The following is a 22,254-nucleotide window of genomic DNA, read 5'->3' on the forward strand; positions in this document are numbered from 1 at the left end:
AGTCGCTTCGGAAGATCAGGCTGGTGGGTCACGGGCGCACCGGGCAGCCCGCATCGCGGCTTCACAGGGGATACCCAGGCCCGAGGCCGTGCCGGGGCGGGCGGCGTGGACGGTGCCGTACAGACTGACGAGCCGGACCTGTTCGGCCCCGGCGGTGACCCGGTCGCCTTTCACTGCCGCCTCAGGGAGCCGCACACAGCCGTGCGTATCCCTGTTGCCCAGGCCGGGTACGCACGCCGTCGGTATCGCTCGACGTCACCGCGTCGACCGCCTCCTTCTCGCCAGGACCACGGCGTGGCCCCGGCCATCGTGTTCTGACGCTGACCAGGAGTGCGCGGTCCAGCCCGCGTCCTTTAGGCTACCGATCGGTAATCTGATGGCTCGTCCATCAGGGGGAACGCGGGACCGCACGGGGCGAGTCGACCACTCGTCGGGTGGGGTCCTCTCACGTAGGGCACACATGTACTACCGCTTGACGCGCAGACTGATCACCCTTCTGGCCGTACTCACAGTCTTCATCTCGCTGGGCATGGGGGAAAGCACGGCGTCAGCCGTACAGGGCATCCAAGCGAAGGCCGCCGCGAAGGAAGCGGCGAAGAGCCGCGTCGAGAGGCTGGCGGAGCTGGTCCGGGCGGCGGCCAAGTACTCCGGATGCACCGACCGGCCGTTCTTCGAAAAGGCCGCCTGCTACCGCGAGTTCGGCGAGAAGGCCGTCAAAGTCGGTGCCGGCGTCGGCCTCTTCGCCTACGGCATGCACGAAGGCCACAAGGACACCGTCAAGCATTTCGCCAACCTGGAGAAGGGGATCGCCGGGTTCGCCGAACTCGAGGACATCCTTCAGCAGGACCCCTCCAAGATCGCCGATCCTACCGTCCGGGCCCAGGCCGAGGCACAGGTACGCACGGCGCTGAACGGTGCGAAGAAGGACATCGACAAGGTGTTCGCCGACGTCATCGAGACCATCGGCACCGTTCTGGTCTTGGTCGAATTCGTGCTGCTCATGGTGAATCTGACGCTCACCCTGGCCCAGCTGGTCGGTGACCCCGGATTCCAGAAAGCGGCGAACGGCGTCAGGACCGGTCTGGAGGGAATCGGCAAGGACCTCGACAGGATCAACGCGGGCCTGGCCAAGATGGGCGGCGCCCTCGACGACATGAACGGTGCCGTCGACGAGATCAACAGCGGCCTTGGCCAGATGAACCGGGGCATCGCCCAGGCCAACCGCGGAATGGACAAGCTCAATCAGGGCCTTGCCGATTCCAACAAGGCCGTGAAGGACGTCAACAAGCACATTCCCGATATCAAGAAGGCCGCCGCCAAGCTGCGCGGGCTCCCTGGTATCGAATTCGACTTCTCCCATATCGGCGACACCTGGAGCTCCGGAACGTCCGGCCTCAGCACCGCTGAGCAGGAGCGCCGCATGTCCCTGGTGCTCGATCTGCTGCCCGGCATCGGCGACGGCAAGGGCGTCGTGGAAGCGATCACCGGCAAGGACATGATGACCGGCGAACGGCTGAGCGGCTTCGACAGGGCCCTTGGCGCCCTGGTTGTCATGCGCTGGGTCAAAGTCGGCAAGAAGGTGCTGGACGCGAACGACATCCGCGACGCCCGCAAGGGACTCGACACCGTCACCTGCAACAGCTTCCCGCAGGGCACACCAGTCGTCATGGCCGACGGGACGCGCAAGCGCATCGAGGACATCCGGCCGGGTGACGAAGTGATGGCGACGGCCCCCGAGGGCGCCCCGGCCGACTCGCCCTTCACCAGGGCCCGTCCCGTCCTGTCGAGGGTCGTCACCGCGTCCGACAAGGAGTTCACCCGTCTCACCACCGACGCCGGATCGGTGACCTCCACTGGCCACCACCTCTACTGGGCGCCCGACCTCCGCGCGTGGCTGCGGGCGGATGAACTGAAGCCCGGCAACCGTCTGCTCGACGCCACAGGCCGGGAGACGGCCGTATCGGCGACGGACAGCTTCGTCCAGGAACAGGTCACCTACGACCTCGACGTCAGCGGCATCGACAGCTACTACGTCGGCGTCGGCGAGAGCAGTGCACTGGTCCACAACTGCACGGACCTCGTGAAGGACGCCGGCCGGTTTCCCGGTCTGGCGCACACCCTGGACGAGCATGTCGACGTCGATCTCGACCGGATGAAGGAACTTGCGATCGAAAAGACACGCAAGAGGGGCAGGCCGACGCCCAACAGCCGCTGGACCGACCGGCAGACCGCCCAGCAGGTGGTGGACTACGCCGTAGCCGGGAACAAGGCGCGCATCGACAAGTGGCTCAGAGAGGGAGCCCGGCAGCCGCTCGAACTCAAGGGTACGTTCGGAGGGAAGAACTCCCTCGGTGACGTCATGACGCACACCGGGCAGCACAGCAAGGCGGGCAACGGCTACGTGGTCCTCCTGCAGCGCGCGCCCGGTCACAAGCCGGGTGGCTACTACGTCTCTACGGCCTACCCGGTCTGAGCCCAGTGACAGGAGCTTGTGTGCACGACCGGACCATGAGCAGCAACGATCTGTGCTTCGACTTCGGACTCACCGGTCTGGGCGGCTCGTTCCACGGCGACTGGGCGCTCTTCGCGGCCGACCAGTGGGATCACATCACCCAGTGGTACGGGCCCGTCGGAGCCGACAGCGACAAGCGCCGCCGCCTCCTGCGCGACGACGTCCGGCGGCTGGTGGGATCCTGTCTCACCGGCGCCGAGCTGAACGCCCTGTGGAGACTGACCGACAGCAACGCACTCGACGGCAGCCCGGAAATCGGCGGCCGGGAGCGTGACTGGCTGGAACGGACTCTGGCACCCACGGCCAGGACGGCGGAGCCGCACCACGGGGGCGCAGGAGCAGCGACTGCAGGCACCGGGTCCTGCGCCCTGGGAGCCGGCGGGCCGGAGACCGACGCGGGTGCCCCTTCACCGATGTACGAGCACCGGTTGCTGGCCGACGACGTCAAGGGGCTGATCGACCGGCTGGACCCACGGCAGGACGCGGTCGGAGTCACCCTGCCGCAAGCGCGCGACGCGCTGACGCGCTGTGCGGAAAAGGTGTGCAGCGAGATCGCGTTCCGGTTTCTGCTGCACGGCTTCGAGGCGTTCGGGTCCCGGGTCTCCCGCGATCTGTACGGCAGGCTGGAGCGGGTCGGTGAGCGGTTCGGGTACGGACCGCACGTGGTGGACCGACTCCACTACCTGGTGGAGTGAGTGACTCGGCGGCTCCGGTACCGACCGGAGCCGCCGTGGCTGGTGACCGCCACTCGCTGGCCTGTGGCGCGAACGACCCAAAGGGTGGGTGAGAATCTGCGGGGGCCCGTCCCGGGTGGCGACCGGTCCCCGGAGGTGACGGACGGGACACGACGACGACCGCGCCCTCGTGCGGCTGCTTCCCGATGCCGTGCTCCGCCGCCCAGTCGTTCGCGACGTCCTCGGGGTCCTTGCGGTCCTTGTCCACCAGGCGGTTGAGCTCGGTGAGGTCCTCGGTCGTCAGACGGCCCCGACGGGGGCGAGCGCCTTGCGGATCGTAAAGTCGGCCCTACTCCCGGGGCGGCCTTGATGGCCGGCACGGCTTCGCCCAGTCCATGCCCAGCTTCGTGCTCCTCCAGGGCACCCCCACCACCGACACCGCCCCACCCCCGGCGCAACACCGACGGAGGCGACGAAGCGCAGCGCGGACAGGTCGTGGGAGCGGGGCAGGTCGTAGGGTCCCTCGCGGGGTGTGGCCCGCATCAGCATGCGCAAGGCGGTGGGAGCGGTGTACCAGACGGTCACCCGCTGCTCGTCGAGGATGCGGTACCAGCGCCGTGCGTCGTAGTCGCCCTCGTCGACGACGACCGTCGCCCCGTGGACCAGCGGGGCGATGACGCCGTAGGACATGCCGGTGACCCAGCCGGGGTCCGCGGTGCACCAGTACACGTCCTCGGGGTGCAGGTCGAGCGCGTACGCGGCCGTGGCGTGGTGGGCGACCACGGCCTCGTGGACGTGGACCGCGCCCTTGGGGGAGCCGGTGGTGCCGCTGGTGAAGTGCAGCAGGGCCATGTCGTCGGGTGCGGTCGGCGGGATGGAGAAGGTGTCCGGGGCGCCGGACAGGAGATCACCGAAGGAGCGGGTGCCGGGCAGGTCCTCGGCGCCCGGGCCGACGATCAGGACGTGTTCCAGCCCGGGAAGCGATGCCCGGCGTTCGGCGACCTTGCGCCGGTAGAGGGCTGCCGTGGTGACCAGGACGCGCGCGTCGCCGAGCCGCATCCGCTGTTCCACCGGGTCGACGCCGAAGGCGGAGAAGAGCGGGCAGAGCACGCTGGTGTTCTTCAGCGTGCCCAGCACCGTGGTGTACAGCTCGGGACAGCGGCCCAGCAGGGTGAACACCCGTTCGCCGCGGCCGACGCCGAGGGAGCGCAGAACGTTCGCGCACCGGGAGCTGAGCCGGGCCAGTTCCGCCTAGGTGACCGTCGAGACCGGGTCGTCGCGGGCGACGCACCGCAGGGCGACCTTGTCGGCGCGTTCCGAGTCCGCGTGCCGGTCCACCGCCTCGTAGGCCATGTTGAGTCCGCCGTCGGGCAGTCCGGCCAGGGCGGCGCGCGCCTGTGCCCACGTGAACGCGGAGCGCGCCCGCTCGTAGTCGGCGAGACGGGCCGGGACGGCGGGTGCGGCGTCCTTGCGGATCGTTTCCCACTCCATGGGTGCTCCTCCCGGCACGGCCCCCGCTCTCCGGCGTCGCCGGGTCCGGCTCGGTTCCCGGATCGGTTCGGCGGTGACCGGCCGGCCGGGAGAGCCGGCGGCCGGGGCAGGCCGCATACGTTCGGGGGGAGCCGGGGGCCGCCCGCTGTCAGCGGACCCGAATCACACGGTGCGCGGCCCCTGATCCGCTTCCCCGTGTCTTCCCTCCGGCCCTCGGCTCCCTTCCATGACACCGCCGCACGCCGTCGGGCTGTAGGGGCCGGACGGCCCTGGCCGAGGGGCCGGGCGACCCCTGGGGTTGCTGTGTCGAGAGGGAATCCGGAGACGGGCACGCGGTCGTGTCCGAGGAGCCGTGCCCCGATGGATCGGTCCGCAGGGCCGGTCCACGGGCGCGGGGAGGAGGCGGCGGGGCGGGACCTTCGGCCCCTGGCCGGTCGCCGGTCGTCCTCCGGGAGGGTGGTGCGGGGGGCAACGGGGGAGGGGCCCGAGGGATACCCGGGTCCGTTCCGTCAGGCCGGTGCGCACCGGGGACCGCGTCGGCGCAGCGGTTCAGGAAGCTGCCGGCGGACGGTGGAAGCAGCGCCGGTCCCCGGGGCGCCGGTGCCGGTGCCGGCGCGCGGGGTGGGCACCTATCGCGTCGATCCCCCTCCGCCGGACGGCGCGGGTCGCCCGCGGGCGCGGCGAGCGGACCCGCGGGCACGCCGCAGCGAGCCCGTGTCCCGGGTCCGGCCGGAGTGGGTGACACGAGGAGGCCGGACCCGGGACGTGGGCTGCGGGCGGGGTGCCGTCGGGTGGCTTCCCTCAGTGAGCCGTCCAGCCGCCGTCCAGCGGCAGGGACGTGCCGGTGATGTAGCCGCTGCGCTCGGTGCACAGCCACAGGGCGGCCTCGGCGACCTCGGCCGGTTCGATCAGCCGCTTGATCGCGGTCCGGTCCAGGAACACCTGGTCGACGACCTCCGACGCCGGGATGCCGTGGGCGAGTGCCTGCTGGGCGACCTGTTCCTCGACCAGAGGAGTGCGGACGTAGCCGGGGTTGATGCAGTTGCTGGTCACACCGTGCGCGGCGCCCTCCAGGGCGACCACCTTGCTCAGGCCCTCCAGCGCGTGCTTGGCGGTCACGTACGCCGACTTGTAGGCGCTGGCCCGCAGCCCGTGCACGGAGGAGATGTTGACGACCCGGCCCCACCCGCGGGCGTACATGCCGGGCAGGCTGCGGCGCAGGATGCGGAACGGCGCCTCCACCATGACGCGCTGGATCAGCGCGAAGCGCTCCGGCGGGAACTCGTGCAGCGGCGCCACGTGCTGGAGGCCGGCGTTGTTGACCACGATGTCGGCGTCGTCCGGCAGCGCGTCCACGGCCTGGGCCTCGGCGAGGTCGGCGACGACGGCCGTGCCGCCGATCGCCTCGGCCACCTCCTTGGCGGCCTCGGCGGCCCGGTCGACCACGTAGACCTCGGCGCCGGCCGCGGCGAAGGCTTCGGCACAGGCCCGGCCGATCCCGCTCGCGGCACCGGTGACGAGCACCTTGCGGCCGGTCAGGAAGCCGGTCGGCGCCAGGCAGGACGCCGCGGTGCCACCGGGCCCGGGATGCTGGGGCGAGCCCTCGGGGGAGCTCTTCGTGCTGTCCATGGCCGAACACGCTAGGGAGGAACCGCGCGGCGAGACATGTGGGCCGCCGACATACTTTGGTCTCCCGAGGTGGCGCCGCACCGCACAGCGGTCCTGTCGGCAGGCCACCCGGCCGCCCGTCCCGCAAGCCGGAGGGCACGGCCCGCGGGGCCGGTCCCGAGGCGGCCGTCCGCCGCATGTCACAGCGCCGTCGCCGGGACCATGGGTGCATCCGCCACGCCGCGCGCCGCGGTCCTGGCTTCCCCTCACATGTCGTGGCGCGCCCGGCCGGTCGTACGGTCCGCTGCGAGTACGTCGGCAGACCACGGGCGGACGCGGACGTGTGCCGCGGCAGCCGGCCGACGGCGGGCACGGGGCGTGACCGGGCGGGGTGGGACCGCCGGGAGGCGCGCCGCTCTCCCGCACCGCTTCCCTCCCCACCACTCATCGGAGTCGCATGATGCCTCTCTCCATCCGGCGTGGAATCGTCCGGCGCACCGCGCTGGCCGCCGCACTGAGCGCCCTCGTCGCGGGCCTGAGCCTCGTCACCCCCGCCGCGGCCGGCGCGGCCGGCACCCTTCAGCAGGTCACCTCGTTCGGCTCGAACCCCGGCAATCTGGCCATGTACGCGTACACCCCCGCCAACCTGCCCGCCGGCGCGCCCCTGGTGGTGGCCCTGCACGGCTGCACCCAGTCGGCGAGCGACTACCACGCCCACTCCGGCTGGCAGAAGTTCGCCGACCAGTGGGGCTTCGCCGTGGTGTACCCGCAGACCGGCGCGGCCAACAACAGCCTGTCCTGCTTCAGCTGGTTCGACGCGACGAAGGACACCCGGGGCAAGGGTGAGGCCGCCTCAGTCAAGCAGATGGTCGACACCGCGCTGGCCCGGTACGGATCCGACCCCTCCCGCGTCTTCGTCACCGGGCTGTCCGCCGGAGGCGGCATGACCGCCGACCTCCTCGCCGACTACCCGGACGTGTTCGCCGGCGGCTCGGTGGACTCCGGTCTCCCCGCGCAGTGCGCCACCACCCAGGCCGCGGCCTCCGGCTGCCAGTACGGCGGGCAGAACCTCACCCCGAAACAGTGGGGCGACAAGGTCCGCGCCTCCTACCCCGGATACACCGGCCCCTGGCCGCGGGTCGCCATCTGGCAGGGGTCCTCCGACACCACCGTCACGCCCGTCAATGGCACCGAACTGCGCGACCAGTGGACCGATGTCTGGGGCATCGGTCAGACCGCCTCCAGCACCAAAAGCCTGACCGGAGGCACCACGGAGAGCATCTACAACGACAGCGCGGGCAAGCCCGCCGTCGCCCTGTTCTCCGTGTCGGGCATGGCGCACGGGCTCGCCGTGGACCCGGGCTCGGGCGCCGACCAGTGCGGCAGCACCGGCGCCTACTACCTCGACACCATCTGCTCCAGCTACCACACCGCCACGTTCTGGGGTCTCGACGGCGGCGGCGACCAGGGCGGCACGGGTTCCCTGCCCGCACCGGCCGGGCTGACGGTGACCGGCACCACCGACACCGGCGCCACGCTGGCGTGGAACGCGGTGAGCGGTGCCGCCGGCTACAACGTCTACCGGGGCGGCACCAAGGTGGGCTCCGCCACGGGCACCTCGTACACCGACAGCGGGCTGTCCGCCGCCACCACCTACAGCTACACGGTCGCCGCGGTCGACTCCTCCGGCGCCGTCGGCGCCGTCTCCGCCCCGGTCACGGCCACGACGACCGGTGCGGCTCCGCAGTGCTACACCACCGACAACTACCGCCAGGTGCAGGCCGGTCGGGCCCATCAGAGCGGCGGCTACACCTACGCCAACGGGTCCTCCCAGTACATGGGGCTGTACAACGTCGCCATCACCCACACCCTGAAGGAGACCTCACCGGGCTATTTCGTCCTCGCCGACTCCGGCTGCTGACCACGGCGTCCGGCACATCCGCGCCGGGCCCCCGGAGGGCGACGCGGACGTGCCACGGCCGATCCCCGGCCGGCGCCTCGCCGGACTCGTGGACGGATGTCCGCCGCACTCAAGCCGCCGCGGACCCGGCCCGTCCGACCGCAGGAGGCCGGAGAGGACCGCGGCACGTCCGCGTGCCGGCACGCCCGGTACTCTCCCGGTCGGCCACCGTCGTACGGGGCCCCGGGCGCGGGAGCAACGCATCCGGCCGGATGCTGGCCTGATCCGGGCGGTGCCGCGGAGCAGCAGCGCCGCGGCACCGCCCGTGTGCCGGACCTTTACCGGGGCGGGGCCGCCGCCGGGTGGTGGATCGCCCCGGCCAGCCCGCTCAGTGGAAGCCCGCTCCCGCCGCGCCGCACCGCCACGATCTCCGCGGCGATGGACACGGCCGTCTCCTCCGGCGTCCGACCACCGAGGTCCAGCCCGATGGGAGAGCGCAGCCGCGCCAGTTCCCCGGCACCCACCCCGGCCTCCCGGAGGAGCTGCACCCGGTCGTCGTGCGTCCGTCGCGACCCCATCGCCCCCACATAGGCGGCCGGTACCCGCAGGGCGACCTCCAGCAGCGGAACGTCGAACTTGGGGTCGTGGGTCAGGACGCACAGGACCGAGCGGGCGTCGGTGCGGGTGGCGCGGAGATAGCGGTCGGGCCACTCCACGACCACCTCGTCCGCCTCCGGGAACCGGGCCCTCGTGGCGAACACACCCCGCGCGTCGCACAGGGTGACGTGATACCCGAGGAGTTTTCCTGCCCGGACGAGGGCTCCCGCGAAGTCGACCGCGCCGAACACGATCATCCGCGCGGGCGGCACGCTGGACTCCACCAGCAAGGTGACCGCGTCGGCGCAGCCCGTCGCACTCTCCGGCACCCCGCACACCTCGGTCCGCCCCGAGTCGAGCAGCGCCCGGGCCTGCGCGGCGAGAGACGCGTCGTCGGCCGTGCCCAGACCGCCCCGGTACGTGCCGTCCGGCCGGACGAGCAGCAGGGCCCCAGGCGCGTCGCCGGGGGGTGCGGGGTTCGGGCCGGGCTGCGGTCCGGGACCCGCGTCGAGCACACGGGCCAGCGCCACCGGCTCCCCGCGGGCCGCCAGATCGAGGGCAGCCTCCAGCGTCTCGCGGTCCGCTGACCCGACCCGGACCGGCACCACCAGTACCTCGACCGCGCCGCCGCAGGTCAGTCCCACGGCGAACGCGGTGTCGTCGTCGTACCCGAACCGCTCGCGGACCGGGAGACCGTCCGCCAGGGAGCCCACGCACAGGTCGTACACCGCCCCCTCGACGCATCCCCCGGACACCGAGCCGACGACCTCGCCGCCGGAATCGACGGCGAGAGCCGCGCCGACCGGACGCGGTGCGCTGCCGCTCACCGAGACGACGGTGGCGACGGCGAAATCGCGTCCCTGCGCCACCCACGGCGCCAGCTCGGCGGCGAGGTCAAGCATCGGTGCGGTCCGCCTCGGCGAGCAGGACCCGGTCGGGCCGGATGGGCAGGTCGCGGTGGCGGACGCCGGTGGCATGCCACACCGCGTTGGCGATCGCGGCCGCCGCGCCGACGATGCCGATCTCGCCGATGCCCTTGATGCCGACCGGGTCGTCGGGGTCGGGGTCGTCGATCCAGTCCGCCTCGATCTCCGGGACGTCGGCGTTGGCCGCGAAGTGGTAGCCGGCGAAGTCGGCTCCGACGTGGTCGCCGAAGGCACCGTCGCGGACCGCCTCCTCGTGCAGGGCCATCGACAGACCCCAGGTCATGCCGCCCACCAACTGGCTGCGCGCGGTGAGCGGATTGATGATGCGGCCGGCCGCGAAGACGCCCAGCATGCGCCGAACCCGCACCTCGCCCGTGGTGACGTCGACGGCCGCCTCGGCGAACTGCGCGCCGAAGGCGTGCCGCTCCTTGCGGGCGAGGGCCGCGATGAGGTCGGCGGTGTCCGCGGTGGCGGTCACTCCGTCCTCGGGCAGATCGGTTCCGAACAGGGCGAGCCGCTCGCGCAGTTGGCGGGCCGCGACGGCGACCGCCCACCCCCAGGAGCGGGTGCCCATCGAGCCGCCGGCGACCCAGGCGGGCCCGAAGTCGCTGTCGCCGATCCGTACCCGCACCCGCTCCGGCGCGACGTCCAGGGCTTCGGCGGCGATGAGGGTGAGGGCGGTGCGGGCGCCGGTGCCCACGTCGGCCGCGGTGATCCGGACGGTGAAGGTGCCGTCGGGTTCGGCGGTGGCCGAGGCGGTCGTGGGCGCGGCGCCGGCCTGGAACGCGGCGGCGGCCACGCCGGTGCCGATCAGCCACCTGCCGTCGCGGCGGGTCCGCGGGCGCGGGTCGCGCTCCGCCCAGCCGAACCGGCGGGCCCCCTCCTCGAAGCAGCCGAGGAGGTTGCGGCTGCTGAAAGGCAGACCGGAGACGGGACCGACGGCGGGTTCGTTGCGCACCCGCAGCTCGACGGGGTCCATGCCGAGCCGTTCGGCGAGTTCGTCGAGTGCCGACTCCACCGCGAAGGAACCGGGCGCCTCGCCCGGCGCGCGCATCCAGGTCGGTGTCGGCACGTCGAGGGGCAGTATCCGGTTGACGCTGTGGTGGGCGTCGCTCGCGTGCATCGTCCGCCCGAAGCCGGCGCCGCCCTCGGCGAACTCGCGCAGGGTGGAGGTGAGGTTGAGGTGGTCGTGCCCGAAGGCGAGCAGCCTTCCCCCGGCGTCGGCGCCCAGCCGCACGCGCTGCCTGGTGGGACTGCGGTATCCGGTGATCGCGAACACCTGACGCCTGGTCAGGGCGATCCGGACCGGCCGGTCCAGCAGGGTCGCGGCCATGACGGCGGCGACGTGGTGCGACCGCAGCCCCTTGGAACCGAAGGCACCGCCGACGTGTTCGGAGCGGACCCGGACGGTGGACGGATCCAGCGAGAACAGGTGGGCGAGGTCGTCCGCGATCCACTTCGCGCCCTGGTTGGAGTCGAAGACCTCCAGGCGTTCGCCGTCCCGGTGGACGGTGACCGCGTGCGGCTCCATGGCGCTGTGGTGCTGCTCGGGAGTGGTGTAGACGGCGTCCACCACGGTGTCGGCGGCGGCGAGTTGCTCGGCGAGGTCGCCCTTGACCGCCTCGTCGTCCTCCAGGCGGTAGGCGCCGTCGTGGTCCGCGCGGAAGGCGACGTCGTGCGGCTCCCTGTCGTACTCGACCACGAGGGCGGCGGCGGCCTCGCGGGCCTGCTCCGGGGTCTCGGCGACGACGAGCGCGACGGGCCAGCCCGCGTGCGGCACCCGGTCGTTCTGGAAGACCTCGATGATGGGGTCCGGACGGCCGAGGACACCCACCACGTCGTCCCGCACCCGGGGCGCGTTGCGGTGGTGCAGCACGGCGAGCACGCCCGGCATGCCGAGCACGGCGTCGTCGTCCACGGAACGGACACGGCCGCGGGTCACCGTCGACAGCACCAGCCAGCCGTGCGCGAGATCGGCGAAGGGGATCTCCGCCGCGTAGCGGGCCGCTCCGGTGACCTTGTCGCGGCCCTCGATCCGCGTGTGGGCGACGCCGACGGCGTCCGCTCCTGCCACGGTCGTCATCGGCCGGCCTCCTCGTCGAGTTCGGTGAGCAGCGCGACGGTGAGGTTGCGCAGCAGGGGGACCTTGTACGCGGCCTGGGGCAGCGGCCTGGCCGCGGCGAGTTCCGCGTCGGCGGCGCGGGCGAACGCCGCACCCGAGGCGGGGCCTCCGATCAGCGCGGCCTCGGCGGCGCGGGCCCGCCACGGTCGGGAGGCGACGGCGCCGAAGGCGAGCCGGACGTCCCGGACGACACCGTCCTCGACGTCGAGCGCGGCGGCGGCCGACCCGATGGCGAAGGCGTAGGAGGCGCGTTCGCGGACCTTGCGGTAGCGGGAGTGGGCGGCGACCGGCGCGGGCGGCAGGGTGACGCCCGTGATCAGCGCGCCCGCGGGCAGCGCGGTCTCCAGGTGGGGCGTGTCGCCCACCGGCAGGTAGAAGTCGGCGAACGGGGTCTGCCCCTCGCCGTCCAGGGTGGTGTGGTGCACGACGGCGTCGAAGGCGGTGAGTGCGACGGCCAGGTCGGACGGGTGGACGGCCACGCACGTCTCGCCCGCGCCCAGGATGGCGGAGTTGCGGTGCTCGCCGTCGACAGCGGGGCATCCGCTGCCCGGGTCGCGCTTGTTGCACGGCTTGGTGACGTCGGTGAAGTAGGAGCACCGCGTGCGCTGGAGCAGGTTGCCGCCGACGGTCGCCATGTTGCGCAGTTGCCCGGAGGCGCCGGCGAGGACGGCCTGGGCGAGAGCCGGGTACCGGCGGCGGACCTCGGGGTGGGCCGCGAGGTCGCTGTTGCTGACCGTGGCGCCGATGCGGAGCCCGCCGTCGGGGGTGGACTCGACCCGATCGAGGGGCAGTTCACGCAGGTCGACCAGATGGCCGGGGCGCTCGACGCCCGATTTCATCAGATCCACGAGGTTGGTGCCGCCGGCGAGGCAGCGCGCTTCGGGATCGGCGCCGAGCACCGCGACGGCGCCCGCCACGTCCCGCGCGCGCTCGTATCCGAACTCCCTCATGCCCGGGCCTCCTCGGTGGTGTCCGCGGCCGGGGCGGCCGTCGTCCCGGTCTGCTCGGCCGCCCGCGCGACGGCGCGCACGATGGAGGTGTACGCGCCGCACCGGCACAGGTTGCCGCTCATGCGCTCGCGGATCTCCTCCGGTGTCAGCGGCGCGGGCCCGGCCTCGGGCCGCACGTCGCCGGTGACCGCGGACGGCCAGCCGGCCGCGTGCTCCTCCAGGACGGCCAGCGCCGAGCAGATCTGGCCCGGGGTGCAGTACCCGCACTGGAAGCCGTCGAGTTCGAGGAAGGCCTCCTGCACGGGGTGCAGCCGGCCGTCGCGGGCGACGCCCTCGACGGTGGTGATCTCGCTGCCTTCCGCGGCCACCGCGAACTGCAGGCAGGAGACGGTCCTGCGGCCGTCGACCAGCACGGTGCAGGCACCGCACTGTCCCTGGTCGCAGCCCTTCTTCGTGCCGGTCAGGTCGAGCCGCTCGCGCAGTGCGTCGAGGAGCGTGGTGCGGTGGTCCACCGGCAGGGTGTGCCGCTCGCCGTTGATCTTCAGCGTGACCGTGCTGGTCGTGGACGAACGGTGGGGGGTCGTCCCGGTTGGGGACATGTGGTGCCTTCTTTCGCGTGTGTGGAGTGCGAGGAGAAGCGCCGGCCGCGCGGAAGGGCGGGCCGAATAAGCGGACAGTTGTCCGCTCAGTGTCTCCCGAACGTAGTGGACTACTGTCCGTTCAGCAAGGAGGTATCCGCGCCACGGCCGTTGGAGGACGCGTGAGTCACCCGCAGAAGCGCGAACCGCTGCGTTCCGACGCGCAGCGCAACCGGGAGCGCATCCTCGAGGTCGCCCTGGTGGAACTGACCTGTTCGGCACAGGCCCCGCTCAGCCTCATCGCCAAGAAGGCGGGCGTGGGGCAGGCGACGTTCTACCGCAACTTCCCCAGCCGCGAGGCACTCGTCCTGGAGGTGTACCGGTACGAGGTGCAGCAGGTGTGCGACGCCGCGGCCCAGCTGCTGCGGGCCGGCCCGCCGGAGGTGGCGCTGCGCGAGTGGATGGACCGACTGGCCCGGTACGCGATGGCGAAGGCGGGGCTCGCCGGAGCCCTGCGGGAGGCGACGGCCGCCGGCACGCTCAAAAGCCTGGCCCACGGCCCGCTCACCGAGGCCGTGGGCCTGCTGCTGGGCGCCTGCGAGGAGGCGGGCGCCATCCGCCCCGGTGTCACTGCGGACGACTTCATGCTGGCGATCGCCGGCCTGTGGCTCATCGACCCGCACACCGACTGGCAGCCGCGCGCGTCCCGGCTCCTGGACCTGGTGATGGCCGGCCTGCGCTCCGGCGCGCCACGCCGGGGCACCGGCCCGGACGCCGGGGCGGGTTGAGGGCCGCCGCCTCGGCCTCGTCGGACTCCGTCCCGCGGGCGGGGTGATCGATCTCGAATCACGGATGTGCCACCACGCGGCCACTCTGGAACGGCGCAGGCTGCGGTGACGTCACCGGTCGGAGGGGGGAGAAGACCCTCGACGCCATGGGGCGCGCGCGTGGCCGGCCGCCGCCGGCGTGCCGGCTGTCGCGCGGGAAGGTTTTGCCAACCGGGGTCCGAAGGCCGCCGGGGGAGACACCGGGATCGGCGGCGTGCGGCAGCAACAGCGCCGTAAGATCGATACCCGACGAGGTGCCGAAGCGCGGGTGCGGGTGCGGGGGGAGGCGATGATGCCGGACCGTGAACCGCTGCGCGCCGCGCGCCTGGCCGACTACGCGGGCGTGAGCACGTGCCTGTCGCTGCTCGGCGACCGGCGGCTCGGCCGGGCCGTGGCGGCCGCGGTCCCGCTCGGATCGGGAATCGGCGGCAGGTGCGGAGAACTGGACGTGGACGGTACGCGTGTCTTCGTCAAGCGCATTCCCCTGACGGACGCCGAACTGCGCCCCGAGAACGTGCGGTCGACGGCGAACATCTTCGACCTCCCCCTCTTCTACCAGTACGGCGTGGGATCGGCCGGATTCGGTGCCTGGAGAGAGCTCGCCGTGCACACCATGACCACGAACTGGGTCCTGGCCGACGCGTACGCGGGGTTTCCGCTGATGTACCACTGGCGGGTTCTGCCGGACTCCCCGCCCGAAGGGTTCACCGACGCGTTCGGCGGCGTGGACGGCGCGGTGGCCCACTGGGAGGGGTCACCCGCCGTCCGTGACCGGTTGGAGGCGATCGGCAGCTCCTCGTGGAGCCTGGTGGTCTTTCTGGAGCACGTGCCGCACACCCTGGCCGACTGGCTGGCGGCTCACCGCAGGAGCCCGCAGCGGGGGAGCGGGGACGATTTGCCTCTCCGGTGGGTGGAGGCGGCTCTCATGGAAGGCGCCGCCTTCATGAGCGCCCGCGGACTGGTTCATTTCGACGCCCACTTCGCCAACGTCCTGACGGACGGCCACCGGCTCTACTTCGCCGACTTCGGCCTCGCCCTGAGTTCCCGCTTCGACCTGTCGTCGGACGCGTCCCGCTTCCTGTCGGAGCACCTCGCCTACGACCGGCGGTACACCGCGAGCCACCTGCTCCGCCACCACCTGCTCGACCAGGTGCGCGGCGAGACGGAACACGAGGACTTTCTGCGCGACTGGATTGCCGGCCAACGCCCTGGTGACGTCCCGTCGGAGATCGCCGACAACATCGACCGGCACGCACGCCCCACCGTCGTCATGAACTCCTTCATCCGCGGCCTTGTCACCGAGACCAGGCGGACGCCGTTCCCGGCTGCGGAGATCGAGCGGCAGGCAGGCGTCGGGGCCGCTGCCGCGGGCTGAGGCCCATTGCCGGAGGGCTTCCGGACCGCTTCACCGCCGAGATCGAGTCAAGATCACGAATGGGCATCCGTCCGCAACCGGATCCGCATCCGGGCGGACCCCGGTGGGCCGCATGCCCGTCGCGCCGTGCCAGCATGCCGCGACGAACGAGGCGGAACGGCTCACACCGGATCACGGCCCTGCCGGGACCGGTCGGCCGAGGCGGAAGGCGGACCGGTGGCGGGAGTGACGGTGACGGCGGGGGTGCGGCCGAGGCGGCGGGACGGCATCTGGGCGTGCATGCTGTGGGTCCTGCTGGCCTCGTCGTGCCTGCACCTCCTGTGGTTCGGGCCGGCCGTGCCCGTTGAGCTGTTCGCGCTGGACCTGGGGATGTCCGTACTGTTCGGCGCGTGGGTGGCGGCCCGGCGCCGAGGACTGGTCCGGCGGCTGGAATTGGGATCGGCCCGCGACCTGCTCGTGCTCCACCACCGGATCGTCCGCGCGCAGATCCCCACGGACCCCGCCGAACGGGCCGCCCTCTGGCGGCTGGTACGGCTGCGCCAGGAGCGCCGCCGGCGCCGTCGCGGCGCCGTCGGCCTGCTGTGCCTGCTCTACCTGCTGGTGGCCAACTGGATGTGGACGGTCGTCGGCGACCGTGTCCTCGGCACACTGACGCTCGTCGTGGCGGTGCTGTACGCCGTGTTGGTCACCTGGTCACTGCGCCGTGCGGCGGCCCGGCTGGACCGGATCGCCGCGGCCCTGGGCGACGGCGGTGGGCTGGAGGTTCTGCGCTGAGAGGGCACCGATATCGGGTACCGGTCCGGCCTGCACGGCTTATAAGGTCGGAGTCGTGACGGATCGGATACACGAGATCGTGACGGACTTGCCCGGCCTGGAGGACGTCACGGGCGTATGCGCGATGGTCGACGAGCGGGTCGCGAAGGGCGACGCGGCGTTCGCCGGGGACCTTGGCGTGGCTCTCGCCGGTGCCTTCGGCACCGCAGGCCGGATGTGGCAGTTCTCCAGCGTGTTCGATCATCTGCTGCGGCTGTTGGCGACCACGACCGGTACCGGGAACCTCACCCAGGCGCTGCGACTGGTCGCTTCGGACGCGGTCGCCCACCGGCAGCTCGACCGCTACACCGCCTCGCTGCTGGCTTCCGGACACGCGGCAACCGACTTGGCCGAGGCCTTCACCGGCCGGGCCTCAGAAGAGCTTCGGGCCTGTCTGGTCCATGAGTTGGTGCTCAGGGGCGTGGCCGTCGGGGATGTACCGGGGATCGCGCGGTGGGCCTCGTCGGCGCACTGGAGGCATCATCCGCTGGGCGGGCTGCCGCTGACCCTGTCCGACCTGGAAGGAACTCCCGACCTCCCGAGCTACACCCTCAGTGGCGGCGGATACGCGATGCCGTACGGCCCGTCGGAGGACGGCGAACGGACGATGACCACCGCCGCCTGCGTGTCGTCGGCCGAGGAGTCGACCACACCCGCCTCGGCGAGAGCGATGGGCGCGGCCGTGGCGAACTGGGCGGAGGAGTCCAACGGGCGCGTCGAGGCGCGGGTCTTCGACCTTGCCGGGCCCCTGGGCGCCGAGGCGGTGCCCGACGCGCTCCTCACGCTGGGGCTGGAGTGCCTGCGCGGTGCGGGGAGGAAGGCTCCGCTGTCGGCATCGACGCAGGCACCGGACCGGGCGTGGCGTGTCCTCTTCGCCGCGGCGTCGACGGGAGGCGCGTACAACTCCGGCTGCCACGGTGCCTACGGCCGCCTGGCGGCGTGGCGGTCACTGGCCGCGCTGGCCGGAAGTCCGGAGGGCTCCGCCACGGCCGATGTCGAGGCGCGTGCACGGGGCTGCGTCTGGTACGGCTTCGAGGCCGGCACGACGTGGTTCGAGCAGGTGGCCTGGGACATCGGGATCGCCGCACTCTCTGCGGACCGTCGGCGCCTGGCCGTTCTCGCCGCGACGGACACCGACTGACGCGGGCGTGATGCGACGAGCAGGGTGATCGCGTGGCGCCGAGCCCTGCCGCGGGCGCCGTGGCGTGTGGGGGGACCGGCGGCCGGGGCCGTTCGCGAGCCGCCGCGTGGTCCGTTCGACCCGGATGCACACCCCGTGAACCAGGACCGCCCGCCCGGGTGATGCGCGCACCACCGGCCTGCGGCGTGCCCATCCACCGGGGACGCCCGGCGGCGGGTCCCCGGTGGATGCGCGACCGGGGCCCGGCGATCACCTCTTGCGGGCGAGCCCCGCGGCGATGAGGTGCTCCCAGACGGTCAGTTCCCTCTTCGCTCCGTCGCTCCAGGGCGTGTCGACCGTCGCGGGGCGCCAGAGGGGAGCAGGAACCACACCTGGATCGAGGATCTCCAGGCCGTCCAGCAACCGGGCGATCTCCTCGTCGGTCCGCCAGCGTCCGCGGCCGAAGGTCTGCTGGAGGACGGCTTCCGCCTCCGCCGTCTCCGGGTTGTCGCCCGACCGGAAGTGGCTGACGAAGAAGTAGCTTCCCGAGGGAACGCGGTCGATCCAGTATCGGACGATCCCGCCGGGGTCCTCCTCGTCGTTGACGTGGTGGAGGATCGCGCTGAAGACCACGGCCACCGGACGGTCGAAGTCGATCAGCGCCCGGGTGTCGGGGTGGTGGTAGACGGCGTCGGGGTCGCGGACGTCCGCGGCGATCACCCGGGTCCGGTCGTTCTCCTCCAGCAAGGCCCGTCCGTGGACCAGGACTTGCGGGTCTATGTCGACGTACACCACACGGGACTCGGGGACATGGCGCTGCGCGACCTGATGGACGTTGTCGGCGGTCGGCAGCCCGCTGCCCAGGTCGACGAACTGGGTCACGTCCGTCGTGGTCGCTATCTCCGCGATCGCCCGGGTCAGGGCCGAGCGGTTGGCGAACGCGATCGCCACCGAACCGGGGAGGTCCCGCTTGAAGACGTCGCCGACCTCCCGGTCCACGGCGTAGTTGTCCTTGCCGCCGAGCAGGTAGTCGTAGACCCGCGCGATGCTGGGCCGGCCGGCGTCGATCGTGGTTCCGTCGCTAGTCACGGTGCCCATCCTCTCCCGAGAGGCGGTCCGGCAGCGAGGGGTTCGCCAACATACGGCGATGGAACCGCATCCGGCAGGCGGGCGCCGGCGTTCACTCTCGACGCGGAGCCCGCCCCTTTGCTCGTGCGCCGACGGTCGGTGCAGCGAACGCCAATGCCTTGACGCATCGTCAGAACGTTTACACGGCGCCACCTTTGTCAGCGATCCGGCGGGCTGGCACGCTCGGTGACACCGCAGCGCGCTCCCACCGGTCCGCCGAGCGGGCCCGGTACGCCGGGTCGCCGCACGCCCCAGCGCGCCCACTCGCCGCAGGAGGTCCCGTGCCGGAAGCAACAGCAGACGAACCGTCGCGGTGGCGCGACCCGAAGCGGTACCTGTGGCTGAGCGCGCTGGCCGTCCCGACGCTGCCGTTCCAGGCGGGAGCCCTGGCTCACCTCACCGGTCTGGAACTCTTCTGGTGGTGGGGCCCCGTCTTCGCCTTCGTCCTCATCCCCGTCCTGGACGCCGCCGTCGGCAGGGACGGCAGCAATCCGCCCGAGGCGATCATGAAGGCCCTGGACGCCGATCGGTATTACCGCTGGTGCACCTACCTCTACCTGCCGCTCCAGTACGGAGCCCTGGTGTGGGCCTGCGGGATCTGGGCCTACGGCGGTCTGTCCGTCGCCGGCGACCTCGGACTCGCCGCGACCACGGGGGTGGTGGCCGGCGTGGCCATCAACACCGCCCACGAACTGGGCCACAAGCGGCAGCGGGTGGAGCGTCGGCTGAGCCGCATCGCCCTCGCCCAGACCTGGTACGGGCACTTCTTCGTGGAGCACAACCACGGACACCACCTCCGGGTCGCCACACCCGAGGACCCCGCCAGCTCCCGCCTCGGCGAATCGTTCTGGCGGTTCCTGCCGCGCACGGTCCTGGGCGGAGTGCGCTCGGCCTGGCGCATCGAGAGCGCCAGGCTGGAACGGCGAGGGCGCCGCGTGTGGAGCGGCGACAACCAGGTCCTCACGGCGTGGGCGCTGTCCGCCGCCCTCTTCGCAGCCCTCACCGCTGCCTTCGGCTGGGCGGTGCTGCCGTACCTCGCCGTCCAGGCTGTCCTCGGCTTCTGCCTTCTGGAGTCGGTCAACTACCTGGAGCACTACGGCCTGTTGCGCGAGCGGCTGCCGGACGGCCGCTACGAGCGGGTCGCGCCGCGCCACAGCTGGAACAGCGACAACACCGTCAGCAACCTGCTCCTCTTCCAGTTGCAGCGGCACTCCGACCACCACGCCAACCCGCTGCGCCGCTACCAGACGCTCCGCCACTTCGACGAAGCGCCCGAACTGCCCTCGGGCTACGCGACGATGATCGTCACCTGCTGGTTCCCCCGCGTGTGGCGGAGGATCATGGACGCGCGGCTGCTGGCCCACTACGACGGAGACGTGACGCTCGCCAACCGGCGTCCGACGGCGGGAGTCCGGCGGGACGTCTCCTCCAGGCGGGGCGCGTAGCGCGGCAGGTCGCCGCACCTCGCGTAACGTCGCGGCGGGACGCCCGGCCCGCGGACGCGCCGCGGCATCGACCGCCGGGAGAACGCCCGACGGGCCGGGGCTCGCCACCGGCTCCCCGGAACGCGCCCGCCCACCCCGCACGGAGAAGCCGGGGAGGCGGACGCGTTCGGTGCCGCGCTCAGCCCGTGGCTACAGGGCGCGGGTCAGGCGGTCGGTGAGCAGCCGGGTGAAGCGGGCCGGGTCCGGCAGTTCGCCGCCCTCGGCGAGGAGCGCGCTGCCGTAGATCAGCTCGGCCGTCTCCGCCAGCGCGGGATCGTCGGCGTTCGCCTCGTGCGCGGTGCGCAGGGCGGTGACGAGCGGGTGCGCGGGGTTGAGCTCCAGAATCCGCTTGACCGGCGGGATCTGCTGTCCCATCGCCCGGTACATCTTCTCCAGGGTCGGTGTCACGTCGTGGGTGTCGCCGACGATGCACGCCGCCGAGGTCGTCAAGCGGGAGGACAGCCGGACCTGCTTGACCTGCTCGGACAGGGCGGTGGTCAGCCACGGCAGTAGCGCGGCGAAGTCCTGCTCGCGCTGTTCCTTCTCGGCATCCGTCTCCCCGTCGCCGTCGGCCGCCTCGTCGAGATCGACCTGGCCCTTGGCGATGGACTGGAAGCGGTGGCCGTCGAACGCCGGGACCCGGTCCACCCACACCTCGTCGACGGGGTCGGTGAGGATCAGGACCTCGTAGCCCTTGGCGGCGAAGGCCTCCATGTGCGGGGAGTTCTCCACCATCGCGCGGGTCTCGCCGGTGAGGTAGTAGATCGCGTCCTGACCGTCCTTCATGCGCTCGACGTACTCGCGCAGCGTGGTGGTCTTCTCCGGGTCGTGGGTGGAGGCGGCCGACACGAGCTCCAGCAGGGCGTCGGTGTTGTCCGGGTCCTCGATCAGGCCTTCCTTCAGCGCCCGGCCGAACTGGGCCCACACCGTCGCGTAGCGCTCGGCGTCCTTGGCCTGCATGTCCTTGACGGCGCCGAGGACCTTCTTCACCAGGCGCCGGCGTACCCCGCTGATCTGCCGGTCGTGCTGGAGGATCTCGCGGGAGACGTTCAGCGACAGGTCGTGGGCGTCCACCACGCCCTTGACGAAGCGCAGGTAGTTGGGCATGAGGACGTCGCAGTCGTCCATGATGAACACCCGCTTGACGTACAGCTGCACGCCGGACTTCGTCTCCGGGGAGAACAGGCCGAAGGGTGCCTGCGCGGGGATGAACAGCAGCGCCTCGTACTCGAAGGTGCCTTCGGCGCGCATGTGGATCGTCTCGGCGGGCGCCAGCCAGTCGTGGCTGATCTGCTGGTAGAACTCGTGGTACTCCTCCTCGGTCACCTCGTTGCGTGACCGGGCCCAGAGCGCCTTCATCGAGTTGAGCGTGTCGAGGTCCCCGGTGGTCTCACCGTCGGTCTCGGTGCGCTCGGCGGCCATGCGGATGGGCCAGCGGATGAAGTCCGAGTAGCGCTTGACGATCTGCCGGATCTTCGCCTCGGAGAGGTAGTCGGCCAGTTCGTCCTCGCTGTCGGCGGGCTTGAGGTGCAGGGTGACCGAGGTGCCCACGGGAAGGTCGTCGACGGCCTGGAGGTCGTAGGTGCCCTCGCCGTCGGACTCCCACCGGGTGCCGGTGTCGGTGCCGGCCCGCCGGGTGAGCAGGGTGACCTTGTCGGCGACCATGAACGCGGCGTAGAAGCCGACGCCGAACTGCCCGATCAGGCTTTCGGCGGTGGCGGCGTCCTTGGACTCCCTGAGCTTCTCCAGGAGACCTGCGGTGCCGGACTTGGCGATCGTGCCGATCAGCTCCACGAGATCGTCCCGGGTCATGCCGATCCCGTTGTCGCGGACGGTCAGGGTGCGGGCCTCCCTGTCGACCTCCAGCAGGATGTGCAGGTCGGTGGTGTCGGTCTCGGCGAGGTCGGAGTCGGTCAGCGATTCGAGCCGCAGCCGGTCCAGGGCGTCGGAGGCGTTCGAGATCAGCTCGCGCAGGAAGACGTCCTTGTTCGAGTAGATCGAGTGGATCACCAGTCGAAGCAACTGGCGTGTCTCGGCCTGGAACTCGAGTGTCTCGACACTGCTGGGCATGCGGGTCTCTTTCTGTGGGAGCGTCATGAACGGGCGGGCAGGCGGGCCGGTACGGAGGGCGGACCGGCGCCGGATGGGA

General features: G+C 72.0%; 16 protein-coding genes and 2 pseudogenes. 8 read left to right on the forward strand and 10 right to left on the reverse strand.

What is annotated here, in order from left to right; genetic code table 11:
- Positions 1-472: 472 nt before the first annotated feature.
- Together ACGFS9_RS19550 and ACGFS9_RS19555 are read left to right on the forward strand one after the other, a co-directional pair.
- The gene (locus ACGFS9_RS19550; protein ID WP_393254726.1) at positions 473-2,473 is read left to right on the forward strand and encodes a pre-toxin TG domain-containing protein; all 2,001 of its coding nucleotides are present in this window, start codon (positions 473-475) and stop codon (positions 2,471-2,473) included.
- 35 nt (positions 2,474-2,508) lie between these two features.
- Positions 2,509-3,207: a hypothetical protein gene (locus ACGFS9_RS19555; protein WP_393254728.1), complete on the forward strand. Its 699-nt coding sequence runs from the start codon at positions 2,509-2,511 to the stop codon at positions 3,205-3,207.
- Between the two features lie 178 nt (positions 3,208-3,385).
- Here the strand turns inward: ACGFS9_RS19555 and ACGFS9_RS19560 are convergent.
- The 4 genes and pseudogenes from ACGFS9_RS19560 to ACGFS9_RS19575 all read right to left on the reverse strand — a co-directional run.
- A pseudogene (locus ACGFS9_RS19560) lies at positions 3,386-3,537 on the reverse strand (glycine betaine ABC transporter substrate-binding protein); the annotation flags it as partial.
- 87 nt (positions 3,538-3,624) lie between these two features.
- Positions 3,625-4,431 (reverse strand): annotated as a pseudogene (locus ACGFS9_RS19565) (AMP-binding protein); the annotation flags it as partial.
- Positions 4,432-4,437: 6 nt separating this feature from the next.
- Positions 4,438-4,677 (reverse strand): hypothetical protein, encoded by a 240-nt coding sequence (locus tag ACGFS9_RS19570; protein ID WP_393254730.1) that lies wholly within the window; start codon positions 4,675-4,677, stop codon positions 4,438-4,440.
- A gap of 801 nt (positions 4,678-5,478) precedes the next feature.
- Entirely contained in the window at positions 5,479-6,306 is an 828-nt protein-coding gene (locus ACGFS9_RS19575) for a 3-hydroxybutyrate dehydrogenase (protein WP_393254731.1), read from the reverse strand.
- A 436-nt stretch (positions 6,307-6,742) separates the two neighbouring features.
- Between ACGFS9_RS19575 and ACGFS9_RS19580 the strand changes: the two genes are divergently transcribed.
- On the forward strand, positions 6,743-8,206 hold the full coding sequence (locus ACGFS9_RS19580) for a PHB depolymerase family esterase (protein WP_393254733.1): 1,464 nt from the start codon (positions 6,743-6,745) through the stop codon (positions 8,204-8,206).
- Between the two features lie 317 nt (positions 8,207-8,523).
- On the opposite strand, the gene ACGFS9_RS19585 is transcribed toward ACGFS9_RS19580, so the two are convergent.
- Genes ACGFS9_RS19585 through ACGFS9_RS19600 form a run of 4 tightly spaced genes read right to left on the reverse strand, consistent with a single transcriptional unit; the run spans position 8,524 to position 13,379 of the window.
- A complete protein-coding gene (locus ACGFS9_RS19585; protein WP_393254735.1) occupies positions 8,524-9,684 on the reverse strand; it encodes an XdhC family protein in 1,161 nt (386 codons plus the stop codon).
- Positions 9,677-11,791: a xanthine dehydrogenase family protein molybdopterin-binding subunit gene (locus ACGFS9_RS19590; protein ID WP_393254737.1), complete on the reverse strand. Its 2,115-nt coding sequence runs from the start codon at positions 11,789-11,791 to the stop codon at positions 9,677-9,679. Before ACGFS9_RS19590 ends, ACGFS9_RS19585 begins: the two co-directional genes overlap by 8 nt.
- The gene (locus tag ACGFS9_RS19595; protein WP_393254739.1) at positions 11,788-12,780 is read right to left on the reverse strand and encodes an FAD binding domain-containing protein; all 993 of its coding nucleotides are present in this window, start codon (positions 12,778-12,780) and stop codon (positions 11,788-11,790) included. Before ACGFS9_RS19595 ends, ACGFS9_RS19590 begins: the two co-directional genes overlap by 4 nt.
- Complete coding sequence (locus tag ACGFS9_RS19600) at positions 12,777-13,379, reverse strand: (2Fe-2S)-binding protein (protein WP_393254741.1); 603 nt, start codon at positions 13,377-13,379, stop codon at positions 12,777-12,779. The genes ACGFS9_RS19595 and ACGFS9_RS19600 overlap by 4 nt, the downstream gene beginning before the upstream one ends.
- A 161-nt stretch (positions 13,380-13,540) precedes the next feature.
- On the opposite strand from ACGFS9_RS19600, the gene ACGFS9_RS19605 reads away from it, so the two are divergent.
- From ACGFS9_RS19605 to ACGFS9_RS19620, 4 genes are all read left to right on the forward strand, one after another.
- A complete protein-coding gene (locus tag ACGFS9_RS19605; protein WP_393254743.1) occupies positions 13,541-14,146 on the forward strand; it encodes a TetR/AcrR family transcriptional regulator in 606 nt (201 codons plus the stop codon).
- Between the two features lie 331 nt (positions 14,147-14,477).
- Positions 14,478-15,560, forward strand: a complete 1,083-nt coding sequence (locus ACGFS9_RS19610) for a protein kinase family protein (RefSeq protein WP_393254937.1) — start codon at positions 14,478-14,480, stop codon at positions 15,558-15,560.
- A 216-nt stretch (positions 15,561-15,776) separates the two neighbouring features.
- A complete protein-coding gene (locus tag ACGFS9_RS19615) occupies positions 15,777-16,334 on the forward strand; it encodes a hypothetical protein (protein ID WP_393254745.1) in 558 nt (185 codons plus the stop codon).
- 55 nt (positions 16,335-16,389) lie between these two features.
- A complete protein-coding gene (locus tag ACGFS9_RS19620) occupies positions 16,390-17,514 on the forward strand; it encodes a DUF6183 family protein (protein WP_393254747.1) in 1,125 nt (374 codons plus the stop codon).
- Positions 17,515-17,763: 249 nt separating this feature from the next.
- Here ACGFS9_RS19620 and ACGFS9_RS19625 read toward each other — a convergent pair whose 3' ends face one another.
- On the reverse strand, positions 17,764-18,591 hold the full coding sequence (locus tag ACGFS9_RS19625; protein ID WP_393254749.1) for an SAM-dependent methyltransferase: 828 nt from the start codon (positions 18,589-18,591) through the stop codon (positions 17,764-17,766).
- Positions 18,592-18,902: 311 nt separating this feature from the next.
- Between ACGFS9_RS19625 and ACGFS9_RS19630 the strand changes: the two genes are divergently transcribed.
- Positions 18,903-20,066: an alkane 1-monooxygenase gene (locus ACGFS9_RS19630; protein WP_393254751.1), complete on the forward strand. Its 1,164-nt coding sequence runs from the start codon at positions 18,903-18,905 to the stop codon at positions 20,064-20,066.
- Positions 20,067-20,255: 189 nt separating this feature from the next.
- Here ACGFS9_RS19630 and htpG read toward each other — a convergent pair whose 3' ends face one another.
- On the reverse strand, positions 20,256-22,175 hold the full coding sequence (gene htpG, locus ACGFS9_RS19635) for a molecular chaperone HtpG (protein WP_393254753.1): 1,920 nt from the start codon (positions 22,173-22,175) through the stop codon (positions 20,256-20,258).
- Between the last annotated feature and the right edge of the window lie 79 nt (positions 22,176-22,254).

It is taken from the genome of Streptomyces sp. NPDC048566 (genome assembly GCF_043199735.1).
Lineage (GTDB): Bacteria > Actinomycetota > Actinomycetes > Streptomycetales > Streptomycetaceae > Streptomyces.

What these genes read in the sequence shown, in the direction of transcription:
- ACGFS9_RS19555 (WP_393254728.1), top strand. Translation starts at nt 2,509, where the DNA reads ATGAGCAGCAACGATCTGTGCTTCGACTTCGGACTCACCGGTCTGGGC.
- ACGFS9_RS19580 (WP_393254733.1), top strand. Translation starts at nt 6,743, where the DNA reads ATGATGCCTCTCTCCATCCGGCGTGGAATCGTCCGGCGCACCGCGCTG.
- ACGFS9_RS19600 (WP_393254741.1), bottom strand. Translation starts at nt 13,379, where the DNA reads ATGTCCCCAACCGGGACGACCCCCCACCGTTCGTCCACGACCAGCACG.
- htpG (WP_393254753.1), bottom strand. Translation starts at nt 22,175, where the DNA reads ATGCCCAGCAGTGTCGAGACACTCGAGTTCCAGGCCGAGACACGCCAG.
- ACGFS9_RS19610 (WP_393254937.1), top strand. Translation starts at nt 14,478, where the DNA reads ATGCCGGACCGTGAACCGCTGCGCGCCGCGCGCCTGGCCGACTACGCG.
- ACGFS9_RS19570 (WP_393254730.1), bottom strand. Translation starts at nt 4,677, where the DNA reads ATGGAGTGGGAAACGATCCGCAAGGACGCCGCACCCGCCGTCCCGGCC.
- ACGFS9_RS19590 (WP_393254737.1), bottom strand. Translation starts at nt 11,791, where the DNA reads ATGACGACCGTGGCAGGAGCGGACGCCGTCGGCGTCGCCCACACGCGG.
- ACGFS9_RS19585 (WP_393254735.1), bottom strand. Translation starts at nt 9,684, where the DNA reads ATGCTTGACCTCGCCGCCGAGCTGGCGCCGTGGGTGGCGCAGGGACGC.
- ACGFS9_RS19625 (WP_393254749.1), bottom strand. Translation starts at nt 18,591, where the DNA reads ATGGGCACCGTGACTAGCGACGGAACCACGATCGACGCCGGCCGGCCC.
- ACGFS9_RS19595 (WP_393254739.1), bottom strand. Translation starts at nt 12,780, where the DNA reads ATGAGGGAGTTCGGATACGAGCGCGCGCGGGACGTGGCGGGCGCCGTC.
- ACGFS9_RS19575 (WP_393254731.1), bottom strand. Translation starts at nt 6,306, where the DNA reads ATGGACAGCACGAAGAGCTCCCCCGAGGGCTCGCCCCAGCATCCCGGG.